We start from the raw sequence: 26,571 nt of genomic DNA, 5'->3' as shown, positions 1-26,571 counted from the left end.
GCTTACTTAAAAATTGTTCATTCCAAATCATATGCCCCACCGACAAATATGGTCAACCTCTCATTTTTCATCCCATGAAATATTCTTAAATTTAAGGAAAAAACTTCTAGATGATGCAACAAAAAAAGCTGCGATATTTGCAGCTTCTTTGTTAATGAAACAATAATCCAAATAAATTATTTATTGGCTTATAGATAAAAATAATAAGAAACAGCGGACTGGGGATGTTCAATTTTAACAACGAGCAGAAGGTCGCACCAAGACCCAAAATCCAAAAAATAAAATATACGCTAAGATCAGGCACTCGGCGCTTTCGCATTAATTTAGGCAAATCAAGTGCCATACAACCTACAGCAATCACCGAGAATAACAGTACTAGCATCTGACTTCACTCCTTGATTTTTTCAAGAAAAGAATTATCTGTGAGACCCACGCGGTTAATAACTGCTGAGGCTTTGTAATGGATGGGCAATGATTTAAGGTAATCGTCACCCTTTTGTTGCTGTAGCTTTGCCCAAGCTTTAGGGCTGGCATGGTAGATCGATTGTCCGAATCCCATAATATCAACATTGAAACGATCATTTACATGCTCCACAGTTTTTTGCATCCGCTCTATAATCCGCTCCTCTGTTTCCTTTTCCAAACGTTTTATAGTACTTTCCGATTCCAAATTTTCTACACTTTGCACTTCTTCAATATTGCAAAGCGTCTTAACACTAAGGTAAATATGCGGCTCCCCATTAATGATTTTCACTTTGCGTTTAGTTGTAGCCTGGATCGCTTCGATTACAATGGGCTTTCCGTCTTCCCCTGCGATCGGGCCAGAATGTGCGGTTACCTTATCGTTGATATAATTGTAACCAATCGTTTCTCCCTCGGTTAGCCAACCGATCAACTTGTCTTTTTTGAATACAGCTACAGTATGGTATTCCAATCTTGCCTTAGGCATTGTTCGCTCTACATTGCTTTTGTCCTCTCCATCTTTGGGATCGCCTATAATTTTCACTCCGGTTAGCACAGGATTCTCGCCTTCAGACAATAAATTCTCAATAAAATCATCCAGTGTAACAGCGACTGTTTTTGCTGAATCTTTATAAGAATTATCCAAGGAACTAAATAATTTGTTCGCTGGTAATTTATCCATAGGTGTAAGGACATTCAAGACATTGCTGGCGGTTGTATCTCTGGCAACCATAACGTAGAAATCCATCCGGGGTTCCCGACTTCTTTTAAATACATCGAGTATCTCACCCACTCCGGTGCGGGCAAGCTCCTCCCCAATCACCAACACCCGGATATGACCGAGATAACTTGACCTAGAGCTATCCAGATTCAGCTTACGCAGCGCATCATAAAACGTAGGTACAGTAAATTTATATACAACCACTGGGACTCCACTGCCTCCCCCTCCTCCATTCGTTTGGGAGGAAATCGCAGATGGAATAACGACCTGCATCGAAACGGTATAACCTTTTTCTGCCTTGTCAATCCCTATCCCCAAGACAAAAGCTATCTCATTCAGCTCATTTCTTTCCCAACAGCCGCTTAGCACTAACGTAAATTGGAGAGCTATCATTAATCGAAGAACGCCTCTAACTAATTTTTTATTCATTTGGTTGGTTCCTTATCACTGGATGTGCTTTGACGAAACAGGTTCTGCGTCTTATTCTCAGCAGGCCTTGTCTTTAAAAACGGCCACGGAAAGCGAAAAATAGAGTCTTTTAAATCTTTGGAATTATACGGTCCGAGCGGACTCATATAAGGCATTCCGAAAGAACGCAGACTCGACAAATGCAATACGATGATGAAAATACCGAAGAGAATTCCATATAATCCGATGAATCCAGCCAAAGCTATAAGCACAAAACGGATCATCCGCGCAGCAATAGACATTCCTGTCTCCGGAATAACAAAACTAGAAATGGCTGTTAGCGATACAATAATGACCATTGCGGATGAAATAAAACCCGCTGCTACCGCGGCTTGTCCAATCACCAACGTTCCGACAATGGAAATCGCCTGACCAATATTTTTGGGTATCCGCACCCCGGCTTCCCGCAAAATCTCATAAGTCATTTCCATGATCAGCGCCTCAACAAAAGCAGGAAAAGGAACACTCTCCCGCTGGGCAGCTAAACTGATTACAAGATTGGTCGGTATCATCTCCTGGTGATAGGTAGTAATCGCAACATACAATGAAGGGGCAAGCAAAGTAATAAAAAATGAAATAAAACGAACTAATCTCAGCAATGTTCCAATATCGGCCCTTTGGTAATAATCCTCAGCTGACTGGAAAAATGCCACAAAAAATGTGGGCACAAGCAGTACAAAAGGAGTTCCATCAACAAGAATGGCCACTTTTCCTTCCAAAATACCCGCTGCAATCGTATCCGGACGATCACTGTTGTATACGGTAGGAAAAGGTGTAACTGCCGTCTCTTGAATAAACTCTTCAATATATCCACTCTCGAGAATACTGTCCGTATCTATTTTATTCAGACGGCGCTTTACCTCTTGCACCAGTTCCTTATTCGCGATGTTACTTAGATACATAATGGATACGCTGGTTTGAGTCACCCTTCCGATCTGAACGGTTTCCAGCCATAAATGGCTATCTTTGATTTTTCGCCGAACCAGTGCCGTATTCGTCCGTAAATTCTCAGTGAATCCTTCCATTGGACCCCGAACAACCGACTGTGAGCTAGGCTCCCCTACATTACGATCTTCCCAGCCTGGTAAGCCGATCCGCAGAGCGCTGGATAACCCGTCAAGCAGCAGCATTATATTACCGGACAATAAATGATGAATAAATTGGCTGTAATCGTCAATAACGGCTATATCGCCGGCTATTAATATCTGTTTCTTAATCATCTCAAACTTCTGCTCGGGAGAAAGCCCCCTCAGCTGTTCGTAAGGAATGTGTTCCTGCAAGGAATACAAAATTGAATTATGCAGCACCTGAGTATCCACAAGACCATCTATATAAATCAAAGAAATATGAGTGTTCTCTTCTATCTGCAACTCTTTTATCACTACATCAGAGCTTTCACCCATCAATTGGTACAAATTAGCAATATTAACTTCCAACCGGCTTGATAATGTACCAATCTCCGTATCTTTCATGATGCAACCTCCACTTCTCCATAGATAGATGAGTATAGTTTGATGTTAATTATGATAATTATTCCTTCGGATTAAAAAATCGGGATGGCATAATTCTGGTAACTACAACCATACTAAAACTAGTCCAATAAATTTGAGGGGGTATATGAGTTTGGAGAAAGATCGAATTAGTACCAATCAAATGATTATACTCGGGCTATTCACATTTATTGGGGATATGGCGCTTGTGTATCCGGCGTTAATGATATCAGGAGCGAAACAAGATGCATGGATTGCTGCTTTGATTAGTATTCCCTTGGGTCTAGTGACCATAAAACTGCTACTCTGCTTAGCAGACCTTGAGCCGAACAAGAATATTATCGAGCTTAGCCTACAAATTTTAGGGAAATGGATCGGATCTGCTGTAGCCTTGTTCTATTTAGTGTTCTTCCTGATTGCCGCCGCCACTTACATAAGAGAAATTGAAGATTTCATGTGTACACAGATTTACGAGAAAACACCCGGTGGGGTTATTCGTTTCATGGCCATTTTCCTGCTGGTATATGGGGTACGACTTGGCCTAGAAACCTTGGGCCGGGCAGCTCAGCTTTTTTTCCCTTTATTTGCAGTTTTTTTAATCGGTCTGCTGCTCCTGCTGACCCCCGATGTCAAAATGGAACGTTTATACCCCATCTTGAACACACCAGTACCGGACATGCTTCATACTTTGATGTATGGTGTTTTTTATCCTTTTGGCGAATTGTGCGTGTTTCTAATGATATATCCTTATGCTCAGAAAAATGGCAAAACAAGCCGGGATATTTTCATAGCCTTGATCATCGGAGCTCTGGGCCTTAACCTCATCTTATTGTTTTCCCTTACCGTTCTAGGTGTTTACGCTTCTGAACATCAATTTTATGCCGCTTATATTCTTGCTCAAAAAATTAATATTGCTAATTCTCTGCAACGTATTGAAGCGCTTATGGCTACAGCATGGATTATCAGCACATACTTCAAAACTGCAGTTTATTACTATGCTTTAACCTTAGGTACAGCCCAATTATTTAAACTCAAAAGCCACCGTCCTCTGATCATCCCCACTGGATTTTTGTTATTCGGCATGTCACAGCTGATTGCCAAAGACATCATTTTCTATGTGAAGGAGATCCCCGCCTACTGGGTAGATTGGGATTTCACCTGTGCATTTGTTCTGCCGCTTATATTGCTAGTTGTGTATAAATTTAAGAAACGCCACGCTTCTAAGGTTTAAACGACACTAGATTGTGAATAAGTGAAATTAAGATTGTAGATACGAATCCCGCTTAATGATCTAATTACGCTCCACTAAAATAATTGGGGAATTTCTCCCTGAAATTCACAAAGTGAATATTCCGCCGCCCAACCTAATGGCATAGAATACTTTGTGTGCGTAGCCCATAGTCTATTGGCTAAAGCAAGAATCCGCTTATAGACTATTTACTAAAAAAGAAGCTGCCTCATAAGTAGTATTCACTACTTTTGAGACAGCCTCTTTGTTCATAAGTTTCTTGTATGAAGTAACTCTATTCCTTCTTATCCAAAGAAAACGACGATGGAGTTACATCACTGACAGGTTCTTTTGCCACTTCAAAAGTGGATCCGCAGGCCGGACAAAAGCGTGCCTCGATCGCCACATTCCCACCGCATGCTTTGCAATGCTTTACATCGGACAACTCAGCTATTTGCTGAAGGTTCGTCTCAATCTCCGCCTTCAATTCGAGAATACGATTGATATTAGTCTCGATTTGCTCACTTGGCAGTGGTCCTGCACCTTGAGTTACGGCTTCAAATAACAGTTTGCCCATGACCTGATACTGCTGGTCAATATCATTTTGCTTACCGTTATTTTGCAGCTTCAACCGGTTAATCTCCACCACTGTTTTTGCTTTATTCCCAGCCTCGCTTACCCCTGCTTTTACTTTGTTAAAAAAACTCATATTCAGCCCCCAATTCCGTAGTAGTCATATATAAGCATATTTCGACACCGCCAGAAGTATTCCTTTCTTTATTGTACCTAACTTCGTCCATGGTTTGTAGCCTATAACCGATTTACTAACCCTTTCCCCGCCTTCCTGCGGGAACGAACCTCGACTCAGGTCTGGTATACAAAACCGCCTTCAGGCCGTTTTTTCGCATGCAAAAAGACATTAGAATGAGTACATAAGCAAACGGGTTGCAGGATTCAATAACAATCACACCCATACGAGAGGAAGAAAACAATAAATGAAAAAATTATATCGTTCCCAAAGTGATCAGAAGATAAGTGGTTTGTGCGGAGGTCTTGCTCGTTGGTCTGGTATTGATGCTACAGTAATCCGTCTTGTTGCTGTTGCCGCAGCATTGTTCAGCTTCGGAACAGTACTTATCTTCTACGTCATCGCTAGTATCATCGTTCCTAAAGAACCTTTTAACAGCTTTTCAGATGGACATGATTTCTATTAATTAATCGTCGTTTAATACAAGCCAGCCCTAATATAGCCATAAAAAAGGAGAGATAGAACATGAGTCTATTAAAAAGAATTTCCACAATTACTAAAGCAGCCCTACACGAAGGTCTAAATAAATTAGAAAACCCGGTATTGCTGACAGGTCAGTATTTACGTGATCTTGAAAATGATATTGCTAAGGCGGAACGCAATGAGCGTGATTTACAAGTAACAGCCAGTGTGTTGGAACGCCGCAAACAAGAATATACTCAGTTAGTAGAGCAAAGTGAAGCCGAAGCCGTTCAAGCAGTTGAGCAAGGAAATGAAGAAAGAGCTCGCCTGGCACTCATAGCCAAGTTACGGTACGTGGAACAGCTGGAAGAGTCCATAAATAGCCAAGTACAAACTAAGCAATCCCTGGCAGAGCTTGAGATCAATATCGCTAGAGCTAAAGAAGAGCGTGAACATCTCAAAGCGAAAAGAACTGAGCTTATCGCTCGCGCTCAACAAGCCACAGAAACACTCCACTCAGCTCCACGTAGTTCTACGAAAGGTCTAAATGTAGGATCAGCTTCACAAGGCTTCGAACGTATGGAAGAGAAGATTTTCGAGTGGGAAGCATTGGCGGAAAACTCCAAAAATAAATTCAATACAGGCACAGGAATAAGTCCTTCCATCGATCCTAACCTGCGTAGCGCTGTTGACATCGAAATTGAGCGAATCCGCAACCGTAAAACTAACACTGAAGTAAACACTGAGAAAAAATAAATAGACAACAAACCCCTTATTACTCAGCTATTGTGCTGAATAAGGGGTTTGTTTTTTACTTCTTTTCATCCCACGAATCCATTTTTTCGTTTCCGGATCCACGCGATAAGACTCCGTGATTTTCTGCAAAGCCTTGTTGTAAGTGAAATCATCTAAGCTGTTGTTTCTCAAATAACTCATCGTAGGCTCTGGCAATTTCACATAACAAATCGAAAGCGCCCAAGAAACCGCCATTTTTACATAATAGCCTTCATGACTGACCTTATCGAGCAATGATAAAATCCGGCTGATATACGTTTCTTCAATAAAGAAATTAAGCAGCATTACCACAGCAAATCGGATCTCATATTCTTTATCTGATGATAAGTACGGCATTATAAACTCCCATACCCGTTCTTTATTCTTTACGGTAAACTTCAGGCCTGTGCAAAAGCTATCGCATACCGACCAGTTATCGATTCTGGGAATAAAGTCAGCGATATAACGTAGGATTTCTTCAAGATCTGTCTTCACGTAGCCAAGCACCATACCTTGCAGCATCACTTCTTCAAAATAATCTGTCTCGGCATGCTCCAAATAGGCTCTCCAATCACCCTTTGCAATGATTTTGGCAAGCTTGCGCAGTTCCGGTAGCCTGACGCCTATAACATTATCTATCGTCGGAATTAAGGCCGCAGAAAACTTTTGGTAGTCCACATCTGCCAAATTCAATAGCTGTTCTCTTATTGTTTTTTCCATAGTAGTACTCCTTACCCGTCCATTATTCAAATGAAATTTCCCATAAATATATAGAAGCCACAGAACCCAAAGGAGAATAGTTTAGCCGGTATTGTTCAAATTGATCTTTGGTAAGCTTATCAAGTCCATACAGCTTCATCATCCCCCGACGAATCGCAATATCTCCCCAGCTGACCACATCCCGTCGTTCCATAGAATGGATTAACATCATTTCTGCCGTCCACTTGCCAATGCCCTTTAACGTCATAAGTTTTTGTATAACCTCTTGATCTGATAACCCAGGCAATTCCTCCAGCTTAAAATCACCCTGAGCGACCAAATTGGAAATCTCATGGATACATAGTGCCTTTTTCATCGTCATCCCACAGCTTTGAATCTCATCCGCCGTATGTAAGGCTAACTGCTGCGGAGTGATGTCTCCGAACTGAGCCAACATTCTGTTCCAAATGGTCCGAACCGCTTTTACTGAAATAAGCTGTCCTACTATAGCATAGATAAGCGCAGCAAAAAGATCCGGTATAATTACACGTTCCACTCTACCCATCCGTGCCATAGCTGCGCCAAGTACTGGATCCACACTTCGGAGATAATCTATTTCTTCTTGCCCATAATCAAAAAACTTAGTAACTACGCTGCTCAAAGTGTTTCCTCCCGTATCTGATAGTGATGACCCTAATCCTAATATACAATACCTATTTGGCAGTGTACGGATTGTTGAATAGAATAGCAAGATAGCGAAACTAAAAAAGCCATAATACCTCCTAAGATAGGTGGTTATGGCCTATAGTAACGCACAGGCTTATTCATTTTCAGTAATGTATTTTTATGTTCGCAGGATTCTTTTTTCTTTCGCTGCGCTTAGCCACAAGGGGAATTCATTCAGCAGCTGATCATATAGATCTTCATCAGTCACCTTTTCAATGTTGTCCAGATGAATAAAATTGGCGTTATCCACCAAACGGCCCTTCATCGTATCAAGTTGCTTCAATACTTCAAAATCCGAGTTACCGATTCCGACAAACTGCCAGAAAATCGGTTGGACCGAAGCAGCCATAATCACATTTTTAGTGGATTTCACTACACCACCATCGTTAATAAATATGATAAATACTGGTGTAGAATCGGGTTCTTCCTCCGTATATTTTTTAATGATATCCTCCATTACTGGCGGTTCATTATTGCGGCCAAACTTATGAATGGTACGATTATTTAAAATATGTGTAAACACATATCTTCCTAATTCCTGCTCTGTCACTGGTGGCAGCCGGCTAAACTCCGTATCGTACACCCAAACATCTAACGATTGGTTATCATCAAATTTGCAGGCAACGGCTAATATACGCTCAACTACTTCTTGAACGGTTCCATTATTATAGAGATTTCTCATAGATCCTGTAATATCCAGAACAACGCCTACCCTTGCGATGACTCCTGTCAGATTCTTTTTTTCTAAGGTAATCTGAACAATTTTTTTACGTAAATCAATAGAGGACAGTACATTCTTCTCTTCATAACGGATCGTCTCTAAAGGCAGGGATAACTCAGCTGTGGCCGCTACCTCAGGGTTCCCTTCGTCTTCTTCAATAACGAGCCCATAGTTTGTACATAACGCAGCCAATCCTCCCTCAAAGCCACTACCAATCGCACTGAATTTCCACTCTGGGCCATAGCGATATAGCTCTCCAACCACAATAGCTGTCTCCGTCGACAGGTCAGAGCCATACTCGAAAACGAATAATTCCTCACCGCTAGCAGCATCCACTAAGCGTAGATAAGGAGAGGTTACTTGCTTCATAGAGTGTCCTAATTTTTCTCCTTCATAGATCGTTAAAGTTAAAGCTATTCTAGTAATATCCTTAGGAAGTCGAGAAAGTGTAATGGCGATAGCTTCTTTATCCCCTAGTTGTAAGACAGAATGAGTTACAGCTTCGTCTATAGACAACGGATTACCATAAAAGATAAAGTTCTCATCGCGTTCGCAACGGTTCTGCTCTGACAGTAAAAAAGCAGCAGAGTCTATGCCAATTCTAGTATCAGCAGTCATCCACCCAAATTTCAGCAAAAGCTTGTTCACATTTCTCCCTTTCGTAATATCCACCTTTTGCCCCTTTATAAGCCGCACTCTATCATCTCCTTATTTTTACTGAACAGCTCATTGTGATTCACTAGATTGTATTTATCATTTTACTACTTTAATATGAAACGTATATATGATAGATAAGGAGCTTTACGAATGGACTTTATAGCAATTGACTTTGAGACCGCGAACTCCAGTCGATCCAGTGCATGTGCCTTGGGACTTGTGGAAGTTAAAGCTGGAAATATAACCGCAGAACATTCTTGGCTAATTGACCCGCAGCAGCGGTTTGATGGCATGAACATTTCGATACACGGCATCACGCCATCAATGGTAATCGGGCAACCTACTTTTCAAGAGCTGTGGCCCACCGTTGAACCGTTACTACACGGACAAATCGTCGTGGCGCATAATGCTGCTTTTGATATGAGTGTCCTGCGTTATTGTCTCGATGGAATGTCCCTGAGCTACCCAAGCTTTCAATACTTATGTACCTATTTATTAGGCAAAAAAATGCTGCCCGACCTGCCCTCCCATAAACTTAATGTAGTCTCCGAGTTTTTCGGCATTACGCTAAAGCACCATGATGCCTTAGATGACGCACGCGCAGCCGCTGCAATTCTAGTAAAACTTATGGAGCAGGAGGAGCACTATGATCCTCTATTGCTCTCTGCCAGTCAAGGATATACTAGCGGAACGATGTTTGCCGGCGGGTATACCCCATTTTCCACTCGCGCGAAAAAGCCTGCTAAGAAACAAGGCACTAAACATAAACCCTCCATTTATAGCAGCCGCGCCACTTTGTCCAAATAACCAAAGAACATCAAAAACCCCCAACCAGCTCCTTTCTGCTGATTGGGGGTTTGGTTTTACAGGGTATCTCTTAAATCTTCAAACGATACACAGCCTTATTCTCTAGACCTCTGATGAACGGTGTCCATTCCTCGGTCTCCGGTGTGGTATCCAAAGCATCCTCCACCATTTGCAGCTTCGCATCCATCGCATCGATATGATGCAGAGCGACTGCCTCAGCTGTCTGTGGCTGAACAGGACTACCCCATTCGCCCAAATTATGATGTGACAATACGAGATGCTGTAACGCCATAACCTTTTCCGAATTCAAATCAATATCTAAACGGATAGCCGCTTCCGTGATCCAGTTAGACGCCATCGAGATATGGCCAATCAACTTGCCCTGAACGCTGTATTCCGAGACAATCCCAAGCTGGGAGACCATCTCCTCCGGCTTCGCGATATCATGCAGAATGATTCCTGCCTTCATTAGATCTGGATTCAAGAACGGACGCTGCTTGCACAGAAAATCACCAATCTCCAGCATACGCACCATATGATAAGCAAGTCCGGCAAAATAAGCATGATGATGTGTTTTGGCTGCCGGATAATGCATCAATTTCTCTTCCACTTTACCCACACAAAAAGAGACAATCGAAGCAATTTCCGGATCTGAAATACTTGCCATAACCCCTTTAATCGTATGAATAAGGTCTACTGGACGAATTGGGGCAGAACGGATGAAATCCGTAAGTGCAACACCATCCTCATCGTTAACCAACCTGATTTTAGTAATTTTTATTTGTAATTTCTCACGATAAGTATGAGCAATCCCGCGTACCTTCACAAGCGCCATAGGAAAAAAAGTTTCTTTATCGGTTGTGCTGGCATCCCAATATTTCGCAGATAATTGTCCAGTGGAATCCCCCAGAACGATGTCAAAATAATCTTTTGGAGGAGTGCCGTTCGTTTGTTTAATTGCCAGCTCTCTTAAAAGATAAAAGCCAACAAATTCATCTTGTGGAGCGAGCTGTTTAATTTGTGTCATGTTGGAGCCTCCTATTAATAACAGGCTTTTGGCCTGCTCTCTATATTAAACTTTAGACACTCACCTCCAAAATCCCTTTAAATCACTATACGATCTATTTTCATATTTATGTACAAGCCAAGAATATTTGAAAAAGGAGGCTACTCCCCGGCCATATTCTGGCACTGGAATATCCTCCTTTTATTATAAAACGATAATTATTTACCAGCCGATTCAAGCGCTGATTTAATAGCTTCTACCGCTTTAGCGGATATTTCTTTTTCTGCATCATTTTTTCCGAAGGCTGCTGGACGGTAACCATATTTGTGCAGGCTGTATCCGGTCGATGTCGACTCGATTTCACCTTTCACTGCCAGCTCCGCGTCCGTTAACTGATTGATTGTTCTTACACTTCCGTTTTTATCCAAATAATAAACAAGCATTTTGACAGGAACACCGTACTCTACATTCACCATAACATTTACAAGCTTATCGGCACTTACACCAATGAAGATTCCATCGAAATAAGCCGCTTTATTAGCTTCTACAACCTCAGCTTTTCCGTATGCTCTATCCACCGCAGTCTTCAAAGCCACGCTGCTGCTAGTTGCACCAGACACAGCATCTACTTCCTGCACACCTTCTCTAGTCCCTGCTGCGAGGAAGCTAGCCGTCAACTGAGGAATTGCTTTTACCACCTCAGGATAAGCAGCGTTCCCTCTATCTACAAGGTTCATTCCTACACGGTACAAGGCTACATTTACGATTTTGCCGTTACGCAGGGTAACGTCCGCTCTGTTCGTTCCTTTATCATAAGCATCACCAAATGCAGTAAAGGTTCCGTCTTTATAGGTTCCTTGGACTTTGGATGCATTGGCCAAAGCATCTGTCAGTGCTGCTTTAGCTGCTGCCGACAATGCTTCTTGGCCTGTAATATCGGCCATTTGTACACCTTTTTCTAACAGCCCGGATGTGAGTGTAGCTACCCATCCTTTTTGTTCTGCACTCATTTTATCGTCAGCAATCAGCTTGCCGTCAGCTCCAAACAGACTTACTTTAATGCCTGTTACCGCATCTGCATCAACATCAACTAGCAGCAGCACTTTAGATTGGTTATCTACTCCGGCAAATTTGCCGTCAAAATATTGACCTTCAGCAGGAACCTTCAGCGCTTTCTCAAATGCTCTTTCTACAGCTTGGTTCCAGCTGTGACTGCTTTCTGTGGCTCCGGAAATTCCGTCAACCTTTTCATCATAGTTAGCGATATATGAACCATTCGCTAACAGCTTAGCTGTCATAGGAGCATTTGCTTTTACTACTTCCGCATAAGCTGTTGCCCCTCTGTCAATCAGGTTGTTGCCAAGTCTAAACAGCTTCACATCAACCAACTTACCGTTGCGAATCACGATGTCGGCTCTTTCAACGCCAACACTTCTTGCCGTACCATAAGAGGAATAGAATCCGTCTACATAAGCAGATGTATTATTGATTATTGCATTCTGCTCAGCATCCCAGAAAGCGTTAATCGCTGCTTTAAAGTCGGCTTCAAGACCTGCAACAGGTTGTGCCTCTGTTCCTTTGGCCAGCAAGGCTGGAGCTATAGCTGCAACCGCTGCCGCTTGCTCAGCTGTGTAAGCTTTCTCCTCAATGAAATCACCAGCGCTGTTCATAGGATACACTTTAACATCTGTGAGCTTGTTGGATTCGTAGGTCGCAAATACAGAATATTTACCTGTAGGATCTACGCCCATATGAACTCCATCAAAGTAAACTGCATTTGTATCTTTCACTGTTAGAGCTCTTTCAAACGCTCTATCTACAGACAATTTCCAGCCATTACTGGAGCGGGTAGCTCCCGAAACAGCATCAACTGCCGCTGCTCCATCTCTTGTTTTGCCAAGCAATCTATCCTTCATCAATCCATAAGCTTGCCATAAAGCACTATAATTGTTACGAGCATCTCTATCAATCAGCTTAGGACTGGTTCTCAAAAGCTCAATGCTAGTAATTTTACCATCTTTAATTTCGATCTTGGCACCTTCCGTGCCTTTGGAGTATGCATCGCCATAAGCTACGTAAACTCCATCTTGGTATACGTTTTCATTAACTGTAACAGGCTTTGCTGTAGCCACAGGCTTAACAGTTTCCGCCGGTACTACTGTCGCTGCTGGTGCAGCGGTTGCTTTTGGGGTTGCTACTGGTGCTGCTGTAGCTTTTGGGGTTGCTGCTGGTTTGGCTGTTGCCTTTGGTGTTGCTGTTGGTTTTGCCGTTGGCTTTGGCGTTGCTGTTGGTTTTGCCGTTGGCTTTGGTGTTGCTACTGGTTTTGCCGTTGCTTTTGGTGTTGCTGCTGGTTTTGCCGTGGGTTTTGCTGTTGGTTTTGCTGCCGGTGCATCCGCTTCTTCGGAGGCTGCCGATACTGCATCCACCTTCAAGTTTACAGCAGGCACATTAAGTGTGTAAGCAAACGGCGCTAACAATATAGCCGCGCTAACCGTTAAAGAAATTAGTTTTTTCAATGAAAATTCTCCTTTACCAAACCCCAGTGATATGTAGCTTTTTGTTAACCAAACCTTTTTCGTACGATGCCCCTTCTCTTCTTATGAAGCATAACTTCTCTCTTCATAAGAACTCATCCCCCCTCTCATGCCTATGCAGGCTCGATTTTCAATAAAAAATAGCTTGAATCTATTTCATTTCTTCCTTTTAACACAAAGCTGTATAAAAGGTGAAATAATTCACATAAGTTACTATAAAAACACTTACACCCGTTTTCCATCAATTTCTGGTTTGATACTACCAGACCTTTCTGCGGTTCTTCTGTATCGAAAATCACACACCCTATAAGAAACATCACTATTTGCGATTAAATTTAATTTATACGCGCAAAGTGATCTCAATAACTGTGCATTCAAGGCTAGCTATGCTATTTTAGAACGATCTCTTATATGGGAAAGGAGTTCTGTGCTTTGAGCAAACAGCCACCTATTGGAGTTATACTCGCCCAAATCGGCACCCCTACTGCACCAACTGCAAAAGCTGTACGGCCTTATCTGAAACGTTTTTTATCAGATCGCCGAATCATAGATTATTCTCCTCTGCTGTGGCAGCCTTTGCTGCGAGGTGTCATTCTGCGTTCACGTCCACGCCGGTCCGCTGAGCTGTACAGTCAAATATGGACAACCGAAGGATCACCATTGCTCTTTCACTCTTTAGCTCAGCAATCTGGATTACAAGAACTGTTGGGTCCACGGTATCAGGTAGAGCTTGGATTGGCTTATAGCGAACCCAGCATGGAGCAAGCGATGGCGAAATTCGACACCGCCGGAGTTACCCGAATTATCATTGTGCCGCTGTTTCCGCAATATTCGTCCACGACTACCGCATCCGTATTCGATCAGGCCAGCTTTGCAGCCTTAGGTCGCCAAAGCTCCACTGGACCTGTAACTAAACGTCTGATTCCGGCTCTAAGATTTATTGATGCCTACTATAATGAGCCCGGTTATATTTCAGCCTTGAAGTCACACCTACTGCGTCAAATGGAGATTCTGAGCAAAGAACCTGATTATTTTGTACTGACCTTCCATGGGATTCCCAAACGGTATGCGGATACCGGTGATCCTTACCCGCAGCAATGTATGGAAACTGCGCGTCTTCTTGCTTCTGCTATGAACTGGGAGCCCGAACGCTGGCAGCTTAGTTTTCAATCACGTTTCGGACGAGAAGAATGGGTAGGACCCTCTACTGCGGATGTTCTGGGAGAGCTTGCCGGACGAGGAATACGTAGACCTCTGATTTTTTCACCGGGTCTTGTGACCGATTGTCTGGAAACGCTGCATGAGCTAGCCATAGAAGGACGAGAACAATTCGAGGCTGGTGGAGGACAAGCAGAGGAATTTATGGCAATCCCCTGTTTGAATGACCATGAGGATTGGCTTGATTTTTTGGCTGAACATGTAGATAAAAACGCCCAAGGATGGTAAATCAAAAAAACCGTCTTGTCCACAGATCATTTCTGTTGCAGACAAGACGGTTAGCTATATCAATTGTTAAGCATGAAGAATCGAAAGGATACTTATGCTGTAAGCTGCTTATATTTCGTAGTCAGTTCATGGAACCACTGCTTGTCCTGCAAGGTCAACGCAAAATCAATCAGCTCGGCAATCTCACTCGGCTGTAAATCTGCTGAGTCATTAAAGGATACTTCAGCCGTAGCTGTAGCTGCGCCATTCCCATCCTCTGCGTAATCATAAGAAAAACATAACTTAATGTCACTTTCCAGAAATTCATTACGAAGGAAATATAATACCTCACACATTAACACAGGTCTAACATGATCATCAAAGACACATTCCATAACCTTTGCCCAATATTGCTGGTTGTTGAGGTGTAACTTATCATTAGTTAAGAGATATTTCTCACCCTGAAAATCGGTGACAAATCTCAGTTCAAGCGGCTTCATCTTAAAAATAGTAGCAATTTGCTTCATGCTAATATTCAAAATATCTTGCGTTTCTAGTCTGATCATCTCTCCATGCACCTCGTCCCTCTTAGTTGGGTTATTCGAAACCTGCCATTATCTATAATTCTTTATATGCCATTAATGTAAAATTAACTCCATTAATTCACTTTAATTTTATCTAATTTAACATTATTATCGTCACCTGACTATGCTTTATTTATATTTTTTTAGGATTTCGCTCAGAAAAATGTTTCATTCTCTAAAAATCTGTTTAATATTATTGTTCATTACAATAAGATGTATAAAGATTACGCAACATGTGAAGCTTTTGCTTTCTTATATTTAAACAAAAAAAACTGTTCTGAAGGGTCATTATGACCTCAGAACAGTTTTTTGCATTAGGATTATACTTCAGTTAATTTACTTAAACAAACAATGGCACTAACTGTATTCCCTCGGGTGAAATCCGCACGAGTCCTTTATCTGTGATACGTAACGTTGGGATAACCGCCAAAGCAAGCAGCGATAACGTCATAAACGCGTAATTCAAAGTACAGCCGGCATCATTCAACGATTTGCTGATCGCAGCTGATTTCTCAGCAGCAATTTCAAATGGCTCTGTAGACATTAGGCCTGCAATGGCCAACGGGAATAACGTTTCTCCACTAGAAGTAATTACGGCAACCCCACCCTGAGCGTCCGCCACCGCGTTCGCAGCTTTAGCCATTAACTCATTATCATTGCCGATGACGAGTACATTATGACTATCATGAGCAACAGTCATTGCGATAGCAGCCGGTTCTTTAAAACCGATGCCTTCCACAACAGCTACTGATTTATTTCCTGTTCCTTTATGCCGTTCGAGCACAGCGATTTTACACAGACCCTCTACAGCATTTACATCCAGCTGCCCTGCCACTACAGGTACCGAAACCATACGTTCAATGGTCTCCACATGATTTTCTCTTACTTTAATAACTCTTGTAGTAAGTTCACCTGTTTCAATTGGAGCCGCGATAATAAAATCTTCGGCGGTAGGACGCTGCGGCAAATGAACCGAAGCCAAAACTTCCTCTGGATATGTGAATTTAGCAAGCTCTGCCGTCATCACACCGTTTTCGGCAACGACTACACCAGCAGCAATCGTAAGTACCACACGAACATCGGCCAAATTCCCGTCCAGCAGAATAATATCCGCAAAAGAACCTGGAGTAATAGATCCGATATCCTGAGACAACCCAAAACGCTCTGCCGTATTAATAGTTGCCATTTGGAAGGCTGTTACTGGCTTCACGCCTTGAGCAATCGCATGGCGAACAACGAAATCCATATGACCTTCGTCCCGTAACGATTCCGAGCTGCGGTCGTCAGTTACCAGCATCATGCGACGCGGATCAAGTCCACGCTCTGTATGAGCGGTGATGGTCTTGGCAACATCATGCCAAGCCGAGCCCCGGCGCATTTTGGCATACATCCCCAGTCGAATGCGCTCAATCACATCGTCTGCTGTCACACACTCATGATCACCAGTCACCCCTGCCGCAGCATACACTGGCAGTCTCCAGTCGCTGGAAGGCCATGTGAAATGACCGTCAACAAATCTGCCTGCCCGCAGCGTAGCTTGAATCTCTCCAAGCATTTTCTCATCGCCGTAAACAACGCCAGGGAAATTCATCACTTCGCCCAGAGCAATCACATCTTTGCCCCACGTAAAAGCTTCGGCAACTTCTTCAGGACCAATTGAGGCACCCGTTGTCTCGAATTCCGCACCTGCCGCAGGCACACAAGAAGCCACCTGCATGTAAGCAGCTAACGGCGTCCCCCGCATCTCATCCAGCATCAATTGAATACCCTTCAGCCCGAATACATTAGCAATCTCATGTGCATCAAAGAAACCACCTGTTGTGCCAAGCGGCAGAACAGCGCGGGAAAATTCAGTAACGGTTAGCTGGGTGCTCTCAATATGGCAGTGGCCATCGAGCAATCCCGGAGCTATATACTTGCCGTTCGCATCAATAACTTGCGTTCCTTCGCCAATCATATGTGTCACATCTTTACCAACATAAGCAATTCGTCCACCTTGAACACCAACAGACATTCCTTCTAGAATTTCACCAGAGCATACGTTGACCAGCTTTCCACCTGTAATTACCAGCGTTGCCGGTTTATCGCCTCTTGCCGTAGCCACAAGCTCAGGTACACAATCCGCTAAAGGCTTTCTTGTAAAAGTTGTCATCTTCATCTCTCCCCCGTTAGTATCCAAGTGTTGTCTTGATGTAGTGAATAGATCCGTAATCATAGAGGATTGCCTAACTATTAAGCCTAGGATAATATAGTTGCGCAGGTCTGTATTTGTAAGAAAAAACGGCTCAATCATCCCTGTAGATGATAGCCGTTTACTTATTCCCAAAGATTGTCCGAACCATCCGGACATGCCCCTGTTTTTACTCTCCCGCCATCCGCTCTATTCCAACGATTATCTTACTTTTGCCTCATATACGTCAAGTGCTGCCTGAACCCCAAACCCGCAAGGCCCCTTAAATCCATGACGCTGTAATGCGGCTTCCAGCGCTCCAAGCAGCCGCAACACGTTATTCTCACGACAGCTAAAACCCATCGTACCAATGCGCCAGATCCTTCCCTTTAACGGTCCAAAAGAACTGGCAATTTCAATTCCGAACCGCCCCAGCAGCAGCGAACGGACAGCTTCCCCATCTATCCCCTCAGGGATGAGCACACAGGTAACAACAGTAAGCTTGCAGGAAGGATCCCCGTATAGTTCTAAACCCATAGCTGTTAATCCAGCTACAAGTGCTTTTTCATGGAGGATATGTCTGGCGAATCGGGCATCCAGCCCTTCTTCAAAGGTAAGCCGCAAGCCCTCCCGCAGTGCATAAAGCATTGAGGTCATCTCTGTATGATGATTGAGACGTTGGGGACTCCAGTAATCCTGAAGCATGCTGAGATCGAAATAATTGCTGCGGACAAAAGATAAGTCACCTGGCTGGACATCACTTGTTCTAATCCCGCGTTCTACTCGTTTTCGGGTCATGAGCTTAGCTTCAGCACGATCATTATACGTTATCGGTGCCATTCCGGAAGGGACGGACAGGCATTTCTGTGTACCGCCAACGACGGCATCCAACATCCAAGCATCTGTCTCGACAGGAATGCCCCCAATGGTTGCAACTGCATCGACTATGAATAAAGTATCCATCCGGCGGCAAGCTCTACCAATTTCCGCGAGTGGCTGCACACGTCCTGTAGAGGTCTCCCCGTGAACCATTGCCACCACATGTGGCTTAAAAGTCTCCATAGCTGCTATCACTTCATCCGGCTCAAACACACTCCCCCATGGCTTTTCCAACACGAACACCTCAGCGCCACATCTTTCAGCAATCTCATGCAATAGATGTCCGAAGCGGCCAAAGATCGGAATCAGCACACGCTCACCCGGCAGGATCAAACTAACCATCACGGCTTCAATTCCAGCACGGGAGGTACCATCAATTGGGTAAGCCCATGAATTAGAAGTAGCAAACAGCTCCCGCAGCATTTCCATCGTTTCATTCATAATAGAGGTGAACTCTGGATCAAACTGACCCAGCACCGGAAAAGACATCGCCCGCAGTACACGCGGATCTACCTCGACCGGACCCGGAGTCATAATACAGCGTTGGGACGGCGACAAATCTTCGTAACGCTTCATGATGATCCTCCCTTAAAAGTTCGGCGAACTCTTTTTAATAAGCTAACTCATATAACATCGCAGTCAGAACCTCAAGCCCAGCAACGAGCTGCTCAGGGGAAGTATACTCTTCCGGAGAATGGCTGATCCCAGCTCGGCTTGGCGCAAATATCATCGCAGTAGGGCAACGCGGCGCAAACAGCTGGGCGTCATGTCCCGCTCCACTTACCATCATGCGGTACGTCTTCCCCTGTTGGCGGCAGATATTTTCCAGCATTGCAGATAGCTTCATATCCATAGGCGCAGGGACTGTATTGAGCACGGATGTAACCTCAAGAGTCACCCCACGTTTAACAGCAATTTCATTACATTCCGCAAGAAGCTTCTCACAGAAACGTTCCAGTTCGTCCTCTTCACTATGGCGGATATCTAGTGTAAAAAGAACCTCACCCGGGATCACATTTGGCGTATTCGGATACACCTCAAGCTTACCCGAGGTTGCTACAAGAGGTTCACCAGTAGTTTTAGCAGCACTTTCAAGCACGTACAGCATTTCAACCGCACTAGCCAGTGCATCCTGCCGCATAAACATCGGTGTCGTGCCTGCATGATTAGCAATACCACTGACCTTGACCACATATCGTCTCTGGCCAACAATCCCCTGAACTACGCCTATCTGAGTGTCCGTCTTCTCCAGAATAATCCCCTGCTCGATGTGCAGTTCTACAAAAGCACCAATATCATTTCTGACTCCAGTCCGCTTAGAAGCTTTCTCCTCCGTTATGTCCTGTGAGAAGCTGGATTGTGCCATTGCTGCTTTTAACGTCACGCCCTCTGCATCCATACAGGTCTCGGCCTCGCTTCCGTCATACCTTTCCGTGACATGGCCCGAACCCCAATAAGCAAGCGGAAATCGGCTCCCTTCTTCTTCACAAAAAGATACGACCTCAAGCGTCCGCTGCGGCTGGCCAAAGTTCCTCTGCAAATCTTGAAGCGCAATCATAGCCGCAGCGATCCCATAGGCACCATCATATTTTCCGCCATTGACTACAGTATCGATATGCGATCCGGTTAAAATAACCTTTTGCTGCGGATTGCATCCACTCAATCGTCCATATACATTGCCAACCTTGTCTATGGAAACTTCTAAGCCGAGCCCAGCCATTTTTTCCTGCAAAAAAATCTGCGCCCGGCTCCATTCCTCCGTATATAGCAGTCTAGTAACTCCTGGCCCAGGTGTGCTGAATGCCGCCAGCTCCTCCAGCAGCTCCAGCAGTTTCTGAGTCGACGCTTGAACTCTGGAATCATTCATAGGCTGTACTGCTCCTTCCTAATTCGCAGCCACTGTCCACCTCCCTCACTGATCACTCCTTCTTCAGAGGTATAGATCACATTCCCGCGACAGATCGTAGCAACTACTTTGCAGGATAAAGTTCTTCCGATGTAGGGGCTGTGCTTGTGGCGATACAATAAATCCTCCGCAGTCAGCGTATAGGTTGTATTTGGATTCAGCAGAACTAAATCGGCATCTAGACCTAGAGCTATAGCGCCTTTGCGATGCTCTATTCCAAAACGTTTTGCGGGTTGCCCTGCAAGCAGACTGGAAATTATTGTAACATCCAAACCCCGCACATTCACGCCTTCATGGAACATAAGCTCCAGACTGCTCTGCGCACCCGAGATCCCACCCCAAGCTGCAAAAAAAGACAAGTCCGGCTTCACCTTCAATTCCGTTGGACAGGGGGAATGATCCGAAGCAATCAGATCGATTTTGCCTTGGGCCAGCATCTCCCATAACTTCTCCTGCTCCACCGCACTTCGCAGCGGAGGCGCACACTTCGCCACAGGGCCTAAAGCCTTCATATCATTTTCAGTGAGGACCAGATAATGTGGACAGGTTTCGGCCGAAACGTCCAGACCTCGAAGCTTAGCTTCATAGATTTTCTCAATGGCGGCGGCCGTGCTGATATGAACAAAATGCAACCGGCAGCCCGTACGTTCACTGTACAGCAGCGCCCTGGACACTGCCTCCAGCTCTGCTTCAGCAGGGCGGCAAGCCGCAAAATCACTTGCGCTGGTTCTGCCATTTCGCACTGCATCTGCGGTCAACACCGCCGTGATAGCCTCACTTTCTGCATGCAGCGCCAGAATCCCGCCCAGAGAAGCGATTCGCTGCATCCCTTGATAGAGTGTATCCTCATCCACTTCACGGAATCTGCCTTCGCCCTCCCCTCCAGGATTGGAGAGAAAGGCTTTAAACCCAGTGACGCCAGCGGCTGCCAAAACTTCTAAATCATCCAGATTGCCGGGAACGAGCCCACCCCACAGCACATAATCAACGGCAGAGTTTCCAGCCGCAGCATCTACCTTTTGACGAAGCCCAGCCTCGTTCACAGTAGGTGGATTACCGTTAAGCGGCATATCTGCATAGGTTGTGCAGCCGCCAGCTGCCAACGCCGCAGAACCGCTGCGAAAGCCTTCCCAATGTCCAAACGTTGGTTCATTAAAGTGGACATGCATATCAATCATACCGGGGAGCACATAGAACCCCTCTGCGTCGATGACTTTGGTTAGCGGCGCAAGCGAAAGTTCCTCTCCAAGTGCGACAATCTTACCCTCTGATACTGCAATATCCAGCTTGAGTACCTGATCGGGCAGCACTACATTCCCGTTCTTAATCACAAGTTCATAGGATTCCTTCATGAGCTGCCACCTCCTCCGGTCGTCAACTTTCTCTTAACTTCCCCGATACGTACTATATCCACCAGGTGCTACTAGCAAAGGTACATGGTAGTGTTGCATGGAGCTCTCTATATGAAAGCGAATAGGTATCTGTTCTAGAAAAAAAGGCATCTCACGTTGAGTGTCTGCTGACGCTTTGGCATCCGCTCTACGGTAGTAATCGCCAACCATAAACAGCAGCTCGTAACATCCAGACTCCATTTCGTTTCCCTCCAACAGCGGAGCATCCAGCCTCCCGTCACTGTTCGTGACTTCTTCACACAGAAGCTTGCTCATCCCATCCGTAAGCTTCCAGAGCTGAAGCGTCAGACCTGTAGCAGGAATCCCCCGCGACAGATCCAACACATGGGTGGTAAGACGCCCGCTCATTACGCTGTCTCTCCGGCCAGATCTGCACGGCTGACAGAAAAGCCCTGAAAACCATAGGGTGGACGAGGTTCGGTGAAGACTCCACCTTTAGTTTCTTCAGGCTCAACAATGGTTTCCCAAGTCCGGTTATTGGACTCAAATGAAACGGTAGCCAGCTGTGGAAAACGGGACAATACGCGCAGCCCAATTTGATAAATCAACGATTGGATTGATGGACTGTTCAGCTCATGAAAAGCGTTATGGGCGATATCGCGAACCTGCTCCGATGCCACATATTGGCCTAGATCTCCATCCAGAGCATGCTGAACATCACTGTAGGTCCAGTTAATATTCAGAAAAATATAAAGCGGACGGTCAAAGCTCTCCGGCAATGTTGTATACTCATCACGGACGAATCCATAAAACGAGCTTCCACTCACTTTTATCAGCTGTAAATCCTTCAATCGGCATTCATGAGCGATAACCTCAGTCCCATTCTCTCCACGTTTTATAGTTAACGAAGCCGAATAAGATTCATTATTGGAGTGACGCAGTACTAAATGACTCTGTTTAAGCCCCTCAACCCCGGGCACCATCACCTGTTCAAAAGGTAACCGGTCTGCGGAAACTGAAACTGCGGTGACATGATCGTATTTATCGAGAAAACGGCTGCTTAGAAGCTGCAGTAGCCCCTCCGTTGTGCTTCCAGTGTAGTCCGCGGTATTGCGCAGGATGAAATTTTTCATAGAATCGGTAGCAACAACCATGGAATTATCCCCCTCTGAAAAAGAAGGAAGAAACGCTTCGCCCGTGACTGCGAATGTAATATTATGTGCGAATATAATGTTGTCGCAGCCCGTGAAGGAAGATTCGGGAACGGGGGTAACGGCCAGCGGTTTAGCATAGGTTCGATAAGTTAGCACATCACTTTTTCCATAAAACATTGTACGTCCGTTAATTGGTTCCAGCATGGCTGACACCCTCCCCGTTTATGATGAATGAATGAATAATTAAATAATTAAATCACTTAGGCGAAATCTCGTAATTGTACCGACTTCAGAAAAGGCTTGAACCCATTCCTCCTGAGGGGAACGCTCTACTCGCACTCCAATGGCGCTGATAATGTCTTCTTTGTTTTTGCCACGAACAGCTAGAATAAAAGGGAAATGAAATTTGTCCGTATACTTTCGATTCAGATCATTTAATAGATTGAACTCTTCCGTTGTTAACCGATCCAGTCCAGCTCCCTGCTGCTCAGAGGCAGATAAAGCCGTAACTTGAAGCCTAGTCGCCAAATCCGGGTGAGCTTTTAATAGTCCCTCCATTCGGCTCCGGTCAGCATTCAGTACGGTCTGCATCATTGTGCTGTGCAAATGCTCTAAAGAATGGAACGGAATCTGCTTATAAGCCTCCTCTGCTACCCACGGTGAATGTTCAAAAATGCCGCCTAGATGCTTCACAAAATCCGTTATACTCATGGCATTTATCTCTTCCAACGTAAACCTGCCTTCAGAAACGACCATCCACTCAACCTCCAATAGCTTTGTTAACAGCTCGTAAAATACCACCGTACCCCGTACAGCGACAAATGTTACCCGATAAAGCTTCTTCCACTTCAGCCTGAGTAGGATGCGGGTTCTCTTCCAGCAGAGCAACCACCGAGATGACCATCCCTGGTGTGCAATAACCGCATTGGAACCCCCCCTCTTCTAAAAAAGCCCGCTGAACGGGATGCAGGCCTACTTCACTAAGACCCTCAATCGTTGTAATTTCCGCACCTGAGCATTGATAGGCCATGACCAGACATGAATTCACTGGACGTCCATCCACCAGCACCATACATGCCCCGCAGCGGCCAATCTCACAAGAACGTTTTGTGCCGGTCAGCTCCAAATCTTCACGTATGACCTTTAAAAGCCGGCGGGAGGGTGGAATCTCCGTGGATATCGCTTTGCCATTAAGATTGCAATTAAAGGTGAACCTCTCTTCTGCAAAGGCTTCCTCAGACGATAAGGGGTCAAGGTTATCTTCATCTAGATTCGCTTCTGAATTATGGCTCGACATGGATGTTCACCACCTTTTGTGGAATAAACGGTGTAGACTGCAGCCATTCGGGATCAATGGGCAGCTTGGTTACCCGTTTCCCTACAGCCTGAAATATGGCTGACGCGACTGCCGGAGCTAAATTGACGGAACCCACCTCTCCAATGCCGCGAGGACCGTACGTGTCATGATCCGGCAAATCCTCTATCGGCTGCACCTGAATGCTGCCATTCATGTCGGCAATGGTCGGCACCAAATAGGTGTCTAAATTTTTGGTGACATAGCTGCCGCCTGACATCATAGCATCCTCGGACAAAGTGAAGCCTACCGCCATACTGCTGCCACCTTCGATCTGCCCGAGATAACCTTGCGGATTAGCCACCGGTCCCGCCGCTACCGCATGATATTGGTCCAGTACACGAACACGTCCTGTAAGCAGATTAACTTCCACACGGACCGCGATTGCGGAATAGGTGTATAGGAAATGTGCCCCCACTCTTTTAAAGGGTGTCGTTGGATAAGTAAACTTTGTATTACAGACAATGGGTTCTGAAATACGCTGTGCCAAGTCCTTGTAAGTCAGAAGCAGACCGCCGTCTTTTAGCCAAATGCCGCCAGGGCCGAGCTTCATTTCATAGTTATCCAGCTCTGGCTTTATCATCGCAGCTGCCTGCAGCACTCGAGCGGTGAAGTCTGGACGCAGCCGTTTTAAGGCCATCCACATCATGCTGGTTGATCGGGAAGCCGTACTAGATCCGCTATCGGGCACAACATCCGTATCGCCAATGACGATGCTTAGATCCTCTGCCGCCAAGCCAAACTGTTCAATCAGCATTTGTTCCATGGTTGCGATTAACCCCTGACCAAACTCCTCGTAACCAAACACCGCCTCAATTTTGCCCTCTAGCGTCAAAGAGAGCCTGCCACCCGCCGGATCGGGAATACCATAGCCAAGTCCTGCACCATGCATAGCTATAGCAGCACCCGTTCCAGTTACGATCCAAGGTTCCACAACACCTGAATCACTGTCTGTAGATGCGGCCTCAGTCATAAGAGGCGAACCCGCCAGCGCTTCCCACACCTGAAAGGCACCATCGGTCTGAGCAATTTCCTGACCCAGCGGCCCCAGATCTCCATATTTACGCAAATTGCGGCGGCGCATTTCCCACGGATCGATCTGCAATCGCTCAGCCAACCGATCGATTTGTCCCTCCAAAGCAAAAATCGCCTGATTGCCGCCAAAACCGCGAAATTCACCAGATACACCGTTATTGGTATATACAGCAAAACCCTTCACATCCACATGATCGATGATATAGGGGCCCATCACATGTTCTGTCGCGAAGTTGAGCACCTCCGCCCCCAGTGTTGCGTAAGCTCCCGTATCCGAAATAATTCTGACCTGATGTGCCCTGATGATTCCTTCGGGGTCGCAGCCAGTTTTCATGGTGATTTTCATGGGATGGCGTTTTAGTCCTGCACGTACCGATTCAGCTCTCGAATTATGCAGTCTTACCGGACGGAGTGTCCGCAAGGCGAGCAGCGCTCCATATGGCTGTACATTCAGCTCGTCTTTTCCTCCAAAGGACCCGCCGATAGGACTCGAGATGACGCGAATATCTTCTTGAGGAATAGCCAGAATTCTGGATAGCTGCAGGCGATCCATCAACCCATGTTGTGTAGCTGAATATACGGTAAGCCGTCCGTTATCCTCTGGGATAAACAGTCCACCTTCAGTCTCCATATAGGTGTGCATTTGGCGTGGTGTATAATAAGTCTCCTCTACCACATGACAGCAATCCGTAAATACCCTTTCCGGCTCCCCTTTCCGATATTCCGTATGATGAAGCACGTTTCCCTCGGCATGCAGCAGAATTGCGTCCTTTTTCATCGCCTCTTCCGGATTCTCAAGTAAGGGTAGAAGCTCATAATCCACTTCGATAAGAGATAAGGCATATTCCGCAATTTCGTCCGTCTCTGCCGCGACTGCCGCAATCGCATCGCCAGTGTAACGCACACGGTCACTGCAAAATACCGGTTGATGCGGCAAAGCTATGCCAAAGCCGTTAAGTCCGGGCACATCCTCATAAGTAATTACAGCGTGTACACCAGGGACTTCAACGGCCTTCTCAATGCGTATGGACAAAATACGAGCATGTGCCTGCTCACTGCGGAGCACGCGGCCGATCAACATTCCTTCTGCCCTCATGTCGGTCAAATACTGCAGCTTACCGGATACCTTGCCCTCTCCATCGCGTCGTGTACGCCAGCGGCTACCGCTGGATTCCTTATTCAGCAGCATTTTCCCTCTCTCCTTTCGTC

General features: G+C 45.2%; 24 protein-coding genes and 1 pseudogene. 5 read left to right on the top strand and 20 right to left on the bottom strand.

Annotated elements, in window-relative coordinates; genetic code table 11:
- Positions 1-151 precede the first annotated feature (151 nt).
- The 3 genes from NST40_RS06700 to NST40_RS06690 are packed head-to-tail and all read right to left on the bottom strand — an operon-like array spanning position 152 to position 3,123.
- Positions 152-382 carry a hypothetical protein gene (locus NST40_RS06700; RefSeq protein ID WP_076185386.1) on the bottom strand — a complete coding sequence of 77 codons (231 nt, stop codon included), beginning with the start codon at positions 380-382 and terminating at the stop codon, positions 152-154.
- A gap of 6 nt (positions 383-388) precedes the next feature.
- A complete protein-coding gene (locus NST40_RS06695) occupies positions 389-1,612 on the bottom strand; it encodes a Ger(x)C family spore germination protein (protein WP_076125410.1) in 1,224 nt (407 codons plus the stop codon).
- Positions 1,609-3,123, bottom strand: a complete 1,515-nt coding sequence (locus tag NST40_RS06690; RefSeq protein WP_076125412.1) for a spore germination protein — start codon at positions 3,121-3,123, stop codon at positions 1,609-1,611. Before NST40_RS06690 ends, NST40_RS06695 begins: the two co-directional genes overlap by 4 nt.
- A gap of 145 nt (positions 3,124-3,268) precedes the next feature.
- On the opposite strand from NST40_RS06690, the gene NST40_RS06685 reads away from it, so the two are divergent.
- Entirely contained in the window at positions 3,269-4,372 is a 1,104-nt protein-coding gene (locus NST40_RS06685) for an endospore germination permease (protein WP_076125414.1), read from the top strand.
- A gap of 292 nt (positions 4,373-4,664) precedes the next feature.
- On the opposite strand, the gene NST40_RS06680 is transcribed toward NST40_RS06685, so the two are convergent.
- A complete protein-coding gene (locus NST40_RS06680) occupies positions 4,665-5,078 on the bottom strand; it encodes a zinc ribbon domain-containing protein (protein WP_076125416.1) in 414 nt (137 codons plus the stop codon).
- A gap of 286 nt (positions 5,079-5,364) precedes the next feature.
- Between NST40_RS06680 and NST40_RS06675 the strand changes: the two genes are divergently transcribed.
- Both NST40_RS06675 and NST40_RS06670 read left to right on the top strand, forming a co-directional pair.
- A complete protein-coding gene (locus NST40_RS06675) occupies positions 5,365-5,583 on the top strand; it encodes a PspC domain-containing protein (RefSeq protein WP_038569266.1) in 219 nt (72 codons plus the stop codon).
- Positions 5,584-5,642: 59 nt separating this feature from the next.
- Positions 5,643-6,335 carry a PspA/IM30 family protein gene (locus tag NST40_RS06670; RefSeq protein WP_076136267.1) on the top strand — a complete coding sequence of 231 codons (693 nt, stop codon included), beginning with the start codon at positions 5,643-5,645 and terminating at the stop codon, positions 6,333-6,335.
- A 27-nt stretch (positions 6,336-6,362) separates the two neighbouring features.
- Here NST40_RS06670 and NST40_RS06665 read toward each other — a convergent pair whose 3' ends face one another.
- From NST40_RS06665 to NST40_RS06650, 4 genes and pseudogenes are all read right to left on the bottom strand, one after another.
- Positions 6,363-7,073: a DNA alkylation repair protein gene (locus NST40_RS06665; RefSeq protein WP_076276654.1), complete on the bottom strand. Its 711-nt coding sequence runs from the start codon at positions 7,071-7,073 to the stop codon at positions 6,363-6,365.
- Between the two features lie 22 nt (positions 7,074-7,095).
- Positions 7,096-7,713 (bottom strand): DNA-3-methyladenine glycosylase, encoded by a 618-nt coding sequence (locus tag NST40_RS06660; RefSeq protein WP_076276655.1) that lies wholly within the window; start codon positions 7,711-7,713, stop codon positions 7,096-7,098.
- A 183-nt stretch (positions 7,714-7,896) separates the two neighbouring features.
- On the bottom strand, positions 7,897-8,568 hold the full coding sequence (locus NST40_RS06655) for a VWA domain-containing protein (protein ID WP_248547966.1): 672 nt from the start codon (positions 8,566-8,568) through the stop codon (positions 7,897-7,899).
- 111 nt (positions 8,569-8,679) lie between these two features.
- A pseudogene (locus tag NST40_RS06650) lies at positions 8,680-9,195 on the bottom strand (TerD family protein); the annotation flags it as partial.
- A gap of 111 nt (positions 9,196-9,306) precedes the next feature.
- Between NST40_RS06650 and NST40_RS06645 the strand changes: the two are divergent.
- Positions 9,307-9,963, top strand: a complete 657-nt coding sequence (locus tag NST40_RS06645) for a 3'-5' exonuclease (protein ID WP_076125424.1) — start codon at positions 9,307-9,309, stop codon at positions 9,961-9,963.
- A 70-nt stretch (positions 9,964-10,033) separates the two neighbouring features.
- On the opposite strand, the gene NST40_RS06640 is transcribed toward NST40_RS06645, so the two are convergent.
- Both NST40_RS06640 and NST40_RS06635 read right to left on the bottom strand, forming a co-directional pair.
- Positions 10,034-10,990, bottom strand: coding sequence for an HD domain-containing protein (locus tag NST40_RS06640; protein WP_036680004.1), 957 nt, complete (start codon positions 10,988-10,990; stop codon positions 10,034-10,036).
- 197 nt (positions 10,991-11,187) lie between these two features.
- Positions 11,188-13,485 carry an FMN-binding protein gene (locus NST40_RS06635; protein ID WP_342410537.1) on the bottom strand — a complete coding sequence of 766 codons (2,298 nt, stop codon included), beginning with the start codon at positions 13,483-13,485 and terminating at the stop codon, positions 11,188-11,190.
- Between the two features lie 450 nt (positions 13,486-13,935).
- On the opposite strand from NST40_RS06635, the gene hemH reads away from it, so the two are divergent.
- A complete protein-coding gene (gene hemH / locus NST40_RS06630) occupies positions 13,936-14,949 on the top strand; it encodes a ferrochelatase (RefSeq protein ID WP_342410536.1) in 1,014 nt (337 codons plus the stop codon).
- 92 nt (positions 14,950-15,041) lie between these two features.
- Here the strand turns inward: hemH and NST40_RS06625 are convergent, their stop codons facing one another.
- The 10 genes from NST40_RS06625 to pucD form a co-directional block, all read right to left on the bottom strand.
- Positions 15,042-15,494, bottom strand: a complete 453-nt coding sequence (locus NST40_RS06625) for an IDEAL domain-containing protein (RefSeq protein WP_076125508.1) — start codon at positions 15,492-15,494, stop codon at positions 15,042-15,044.
- Between the two features lie 358 nt (positions 15,495-15,852).
- Entirely contained in the window at positions 15,853-17,670 is a 1,818-nt protein-coding gene (locus tag NST40_RS06620; protein WP_342410888.1) for an adenine deaminase C-terminal domain-containing protein, read from the bottom strand.
- Between the two features lie 234 nt (positions 17,671-17,904).
- Complete coding sequence (locus tag NST40_RS06615) at positions 17,905-19,137, bottom strand: alanine--glyoxylate aminotransferase family protein (RefSeq protein WP_076125430.1); 1,233 nt, start codon at positions 19,135-19,137, stop codon at positions 17,905-17,907.
- 34 nt (positions 19,138-19,171) lie between these two features.
- Positions 19,172-20,428, bottom strand: a complete 1,257-nt coding sequence (locus tag NST40_RS06610) for a M20 family metallo-hydrolase (RefSeq protein ID WP_342410535.1) — start codon at positions 20,426-20,428, stop codon at positions 19,172-19,174.
- The gene (locus NST40_RS06605; RefSeq protein ID WP_076276660.1) at positions 20,425-21,819 is read right to left on the bottom strand and encodes an allantoinase; all 1,395 of its coding nucleotides are present in this window, start codon (positions 21,817-21,819) and stop codon (positions 20,425-20,427) included. The genes NST40_RS06610 and NST40_RS06605 overlap by 4 nt, the downstream gene beginning before the upstream one ends.
- Positions 21,820-21,852: 33 nt before the next feature.
- Positions 21,853-22,227, bottom strand: a complete 375-nt coding sequence (uraH, locus tag NST40_RS06600; protein WP_076125436.1) for a hydroxyisourate hydrolase — start codon at positions 22,225-22,227, stop codon at positions 21,853-21,855.
- A complete protein-coding gene (pucL, locus tag NST40_RS06595; protein ID WP_076218309.1) occupies positions 22,227-23,177 on the bottom strand; it encodes a factor-independent urate hydroxylase in 951 nt (316 codons plus the stop codon). Before pucL ends, uraH begins: the two co-directional genes overlap by 1 nt.
- Before the next feature lie 39 nt (positions 23,178-23,216).
- Entirely contained in the window at positions 23,217-23,729 is a 513-nt protein-coding gene (gene uraD / locus NST40_RS06590; RefSeq protein WP_076218310.1) for a 2-oxo-4-hydroxy-4-carboxy-5-ureidoimidazoline decarboxylase, read from the bottom strand.
- A gap of 4 nt (positions 23,730-23,733) precedes the next feature.
- On the bottom strand, positions 23,734-24,270 hold the full coding sequence (locus NST40_RS06585; protein ID WP_081387469.1) for a (2Fe-2S)-binding protein: 537 nt from the start codon (positions 24,268-24,270) through the stop codon (positions 23,734-23,736).
- Positions 24,257-26,551, bottom strand: a complete 2,295-nt coding sequence (gene pucD / locus NST40_RS06580) for a xanthine dehydrogenase subunit D (protein WP_076276661.1) — start codon at positions 26,549-26,551, stop codon at positions 24,257-24,259. The genes NST40_RS06585 and pucD overlap by 14 nt, the downstream gene beginning before the upstream one ends.
- Positions 26,552-26,571: the final 20 nt, after the last annotated feature.

Source organism: Paenibacillus sp. FSL R10-2778 (assembly GCF_038593035.1).
Classification (GTDB): Bacteria; Bacillota; Bacilli; order Paenibacillales; family Paenibacillaceae; genus Paenibacillus_AQ; species Paenibacillus_AQ odorifer.
The sequence above is the reverse complement of the archived record's forward strand: the minus strand, read 5'-3'. Positions and strand labels throughout refer to the sequence as shown.

Excerpts from the sequence above, each read along its gene's own strand:
- NST40_RS06700 (WP_076185386.1), bottom strand. The coding sequence starts at position 382 with ATGCTAGTACTGTTATTCTCGGTGATTGCTGTAGGTTGTATGGCACTT.
- NST40_RS06695 (WP_076125410.1), bottom strand. The coding sequence starts at position 1,612 with ATGAATAAAAAATTAGTTAGAGGCGTTCTTCGATTAATGATAGCTCTC.
- NST40_RS06690 (WP_076125412.1), bottom strand. The coding sequence starts at position 3,123 with ATGAAAGATACGGAGATTGGTACATTATCAAGCCGGTTGGAAGTTAAT.
- NST40_RS06685 (WP_076125414.1), top strand. The coding sequence starts at position 3,269 with ATGAGTTTGGAGAAAGATCGAATTAGTACCAATCAAATGATTATACTC.
- NST40_RS06680 (WP_076125416.1), bottom strand. The coding sequence starts at position 5,078 with ATGAGTTTTTTTAACAAAGTAAAAGCAGGGGTAAGCGAGGCTGGGAAT.
- NST40_RS06675 (WP_038569266.1), top strand. The coding sequence starts at position 5,365 with ATGAAAAAATTATATCGTTCCCAAAGTGATCAGAAGATAAGTGGTTTG.
- NST40_RS06670 (WP_076136267.1), top strand. The coding sequence starts at position 5,643 with ATGAGTCTATTAAAAAGAATTTCCACAATTACTAAAGCAGCCCTACAC.
- NST40_RS06665 (WP_076276654.1), bottom strand. The coding sequence starts at position 7,073 with ATGGAAAAAACAATAAGAGAACAGCTATTGAATTTGGCAGATGTGGAC.
- NST40_RS06645 (WP_076125424.1), top strand. The coding sequence starts at position 9,307 with ATGGACTTTATAGCAATTGACTTTGAGACCGCGAACTCCAGTCGATCC.
- NST40_RS06640 (WP_036680004.1), bottom strand. The coding sequence starts at position 10,990 with ATGACACAAATTAAACAGCTCGCTCCACAAGATGAATTTGTTGGCTTT.
- NST40_RS06625 (WP_076125508.1), bottom strand. The coding sequence starts at position 15,494 with ATGATCAGACTAGAAACGCAAGATATTTTGAATATTAGCATGAAGCAA.
- NST40_RS06620 (WP_342410888.1), bottom strand. The coding sequence starts at position 17,670 with ATGAAGATGACAACTTTTACAAGAAAGCCTTTAGCGGATTGTGTACCT.
- NST40_RS06615 (WP_076125430.1), bottom strand. The coding sequence starts at position 19,137 with ATGAAGCGTTACGAAGATTTGTCGCCGTCCCAACGCTGTATTATGACT.
- NST40_RS06610 (WP_342410535.1), bottom strand. The coding sequence starts at position 20,428 with ATGAATGATTCCAGAGTTCAAGCGTCGACTCAGAAACTGCTGGAGCTG.
- NST40_RS06605 (WP_076276660.1), bottom strand. The coding sequence starts at position 21,819 with ATGAAGGAATCCTATGAACTTGTGATTAAGAACGGGAATGTAGTGCTG.
- uraH (WP_076125436.1), bottom strand. The coding sequence starts at position 22,227 with ATGAGCGGGCGTCTTACCACCCATGTGTTGGATCTGTCGCGGGGGATT.
- pucL (WP_076218309.1), bottom strand. The coding sequence starts at position 23,177 with ATGCTGGAACCAATTAACGGACGTACAATGTTTTATGGAAAAAGTGAT.
- uraD (WP_076218310.1), bottom strand. The coding sequence starts at position 23,729 with ATGGTCGTTTCTGAAGGCAGGTTTACGTTGGAAGAGATAAATGCCATG.
- NST40_RS06585 (WP_081387469.1), bottom strand. The coding sequence starts at position 24,270 with ATGTCGAGCCATAATTCAGAAGCGAATCTAGATGAAGATAACCTTGAC.
- pucD (WP_076276661.1), bottom strand. The coding sequence starts at position 26,551 with ATGCTGCTGAATAAGGAATCCAGCGGTAGCCGCTGGCGTACACGACGC.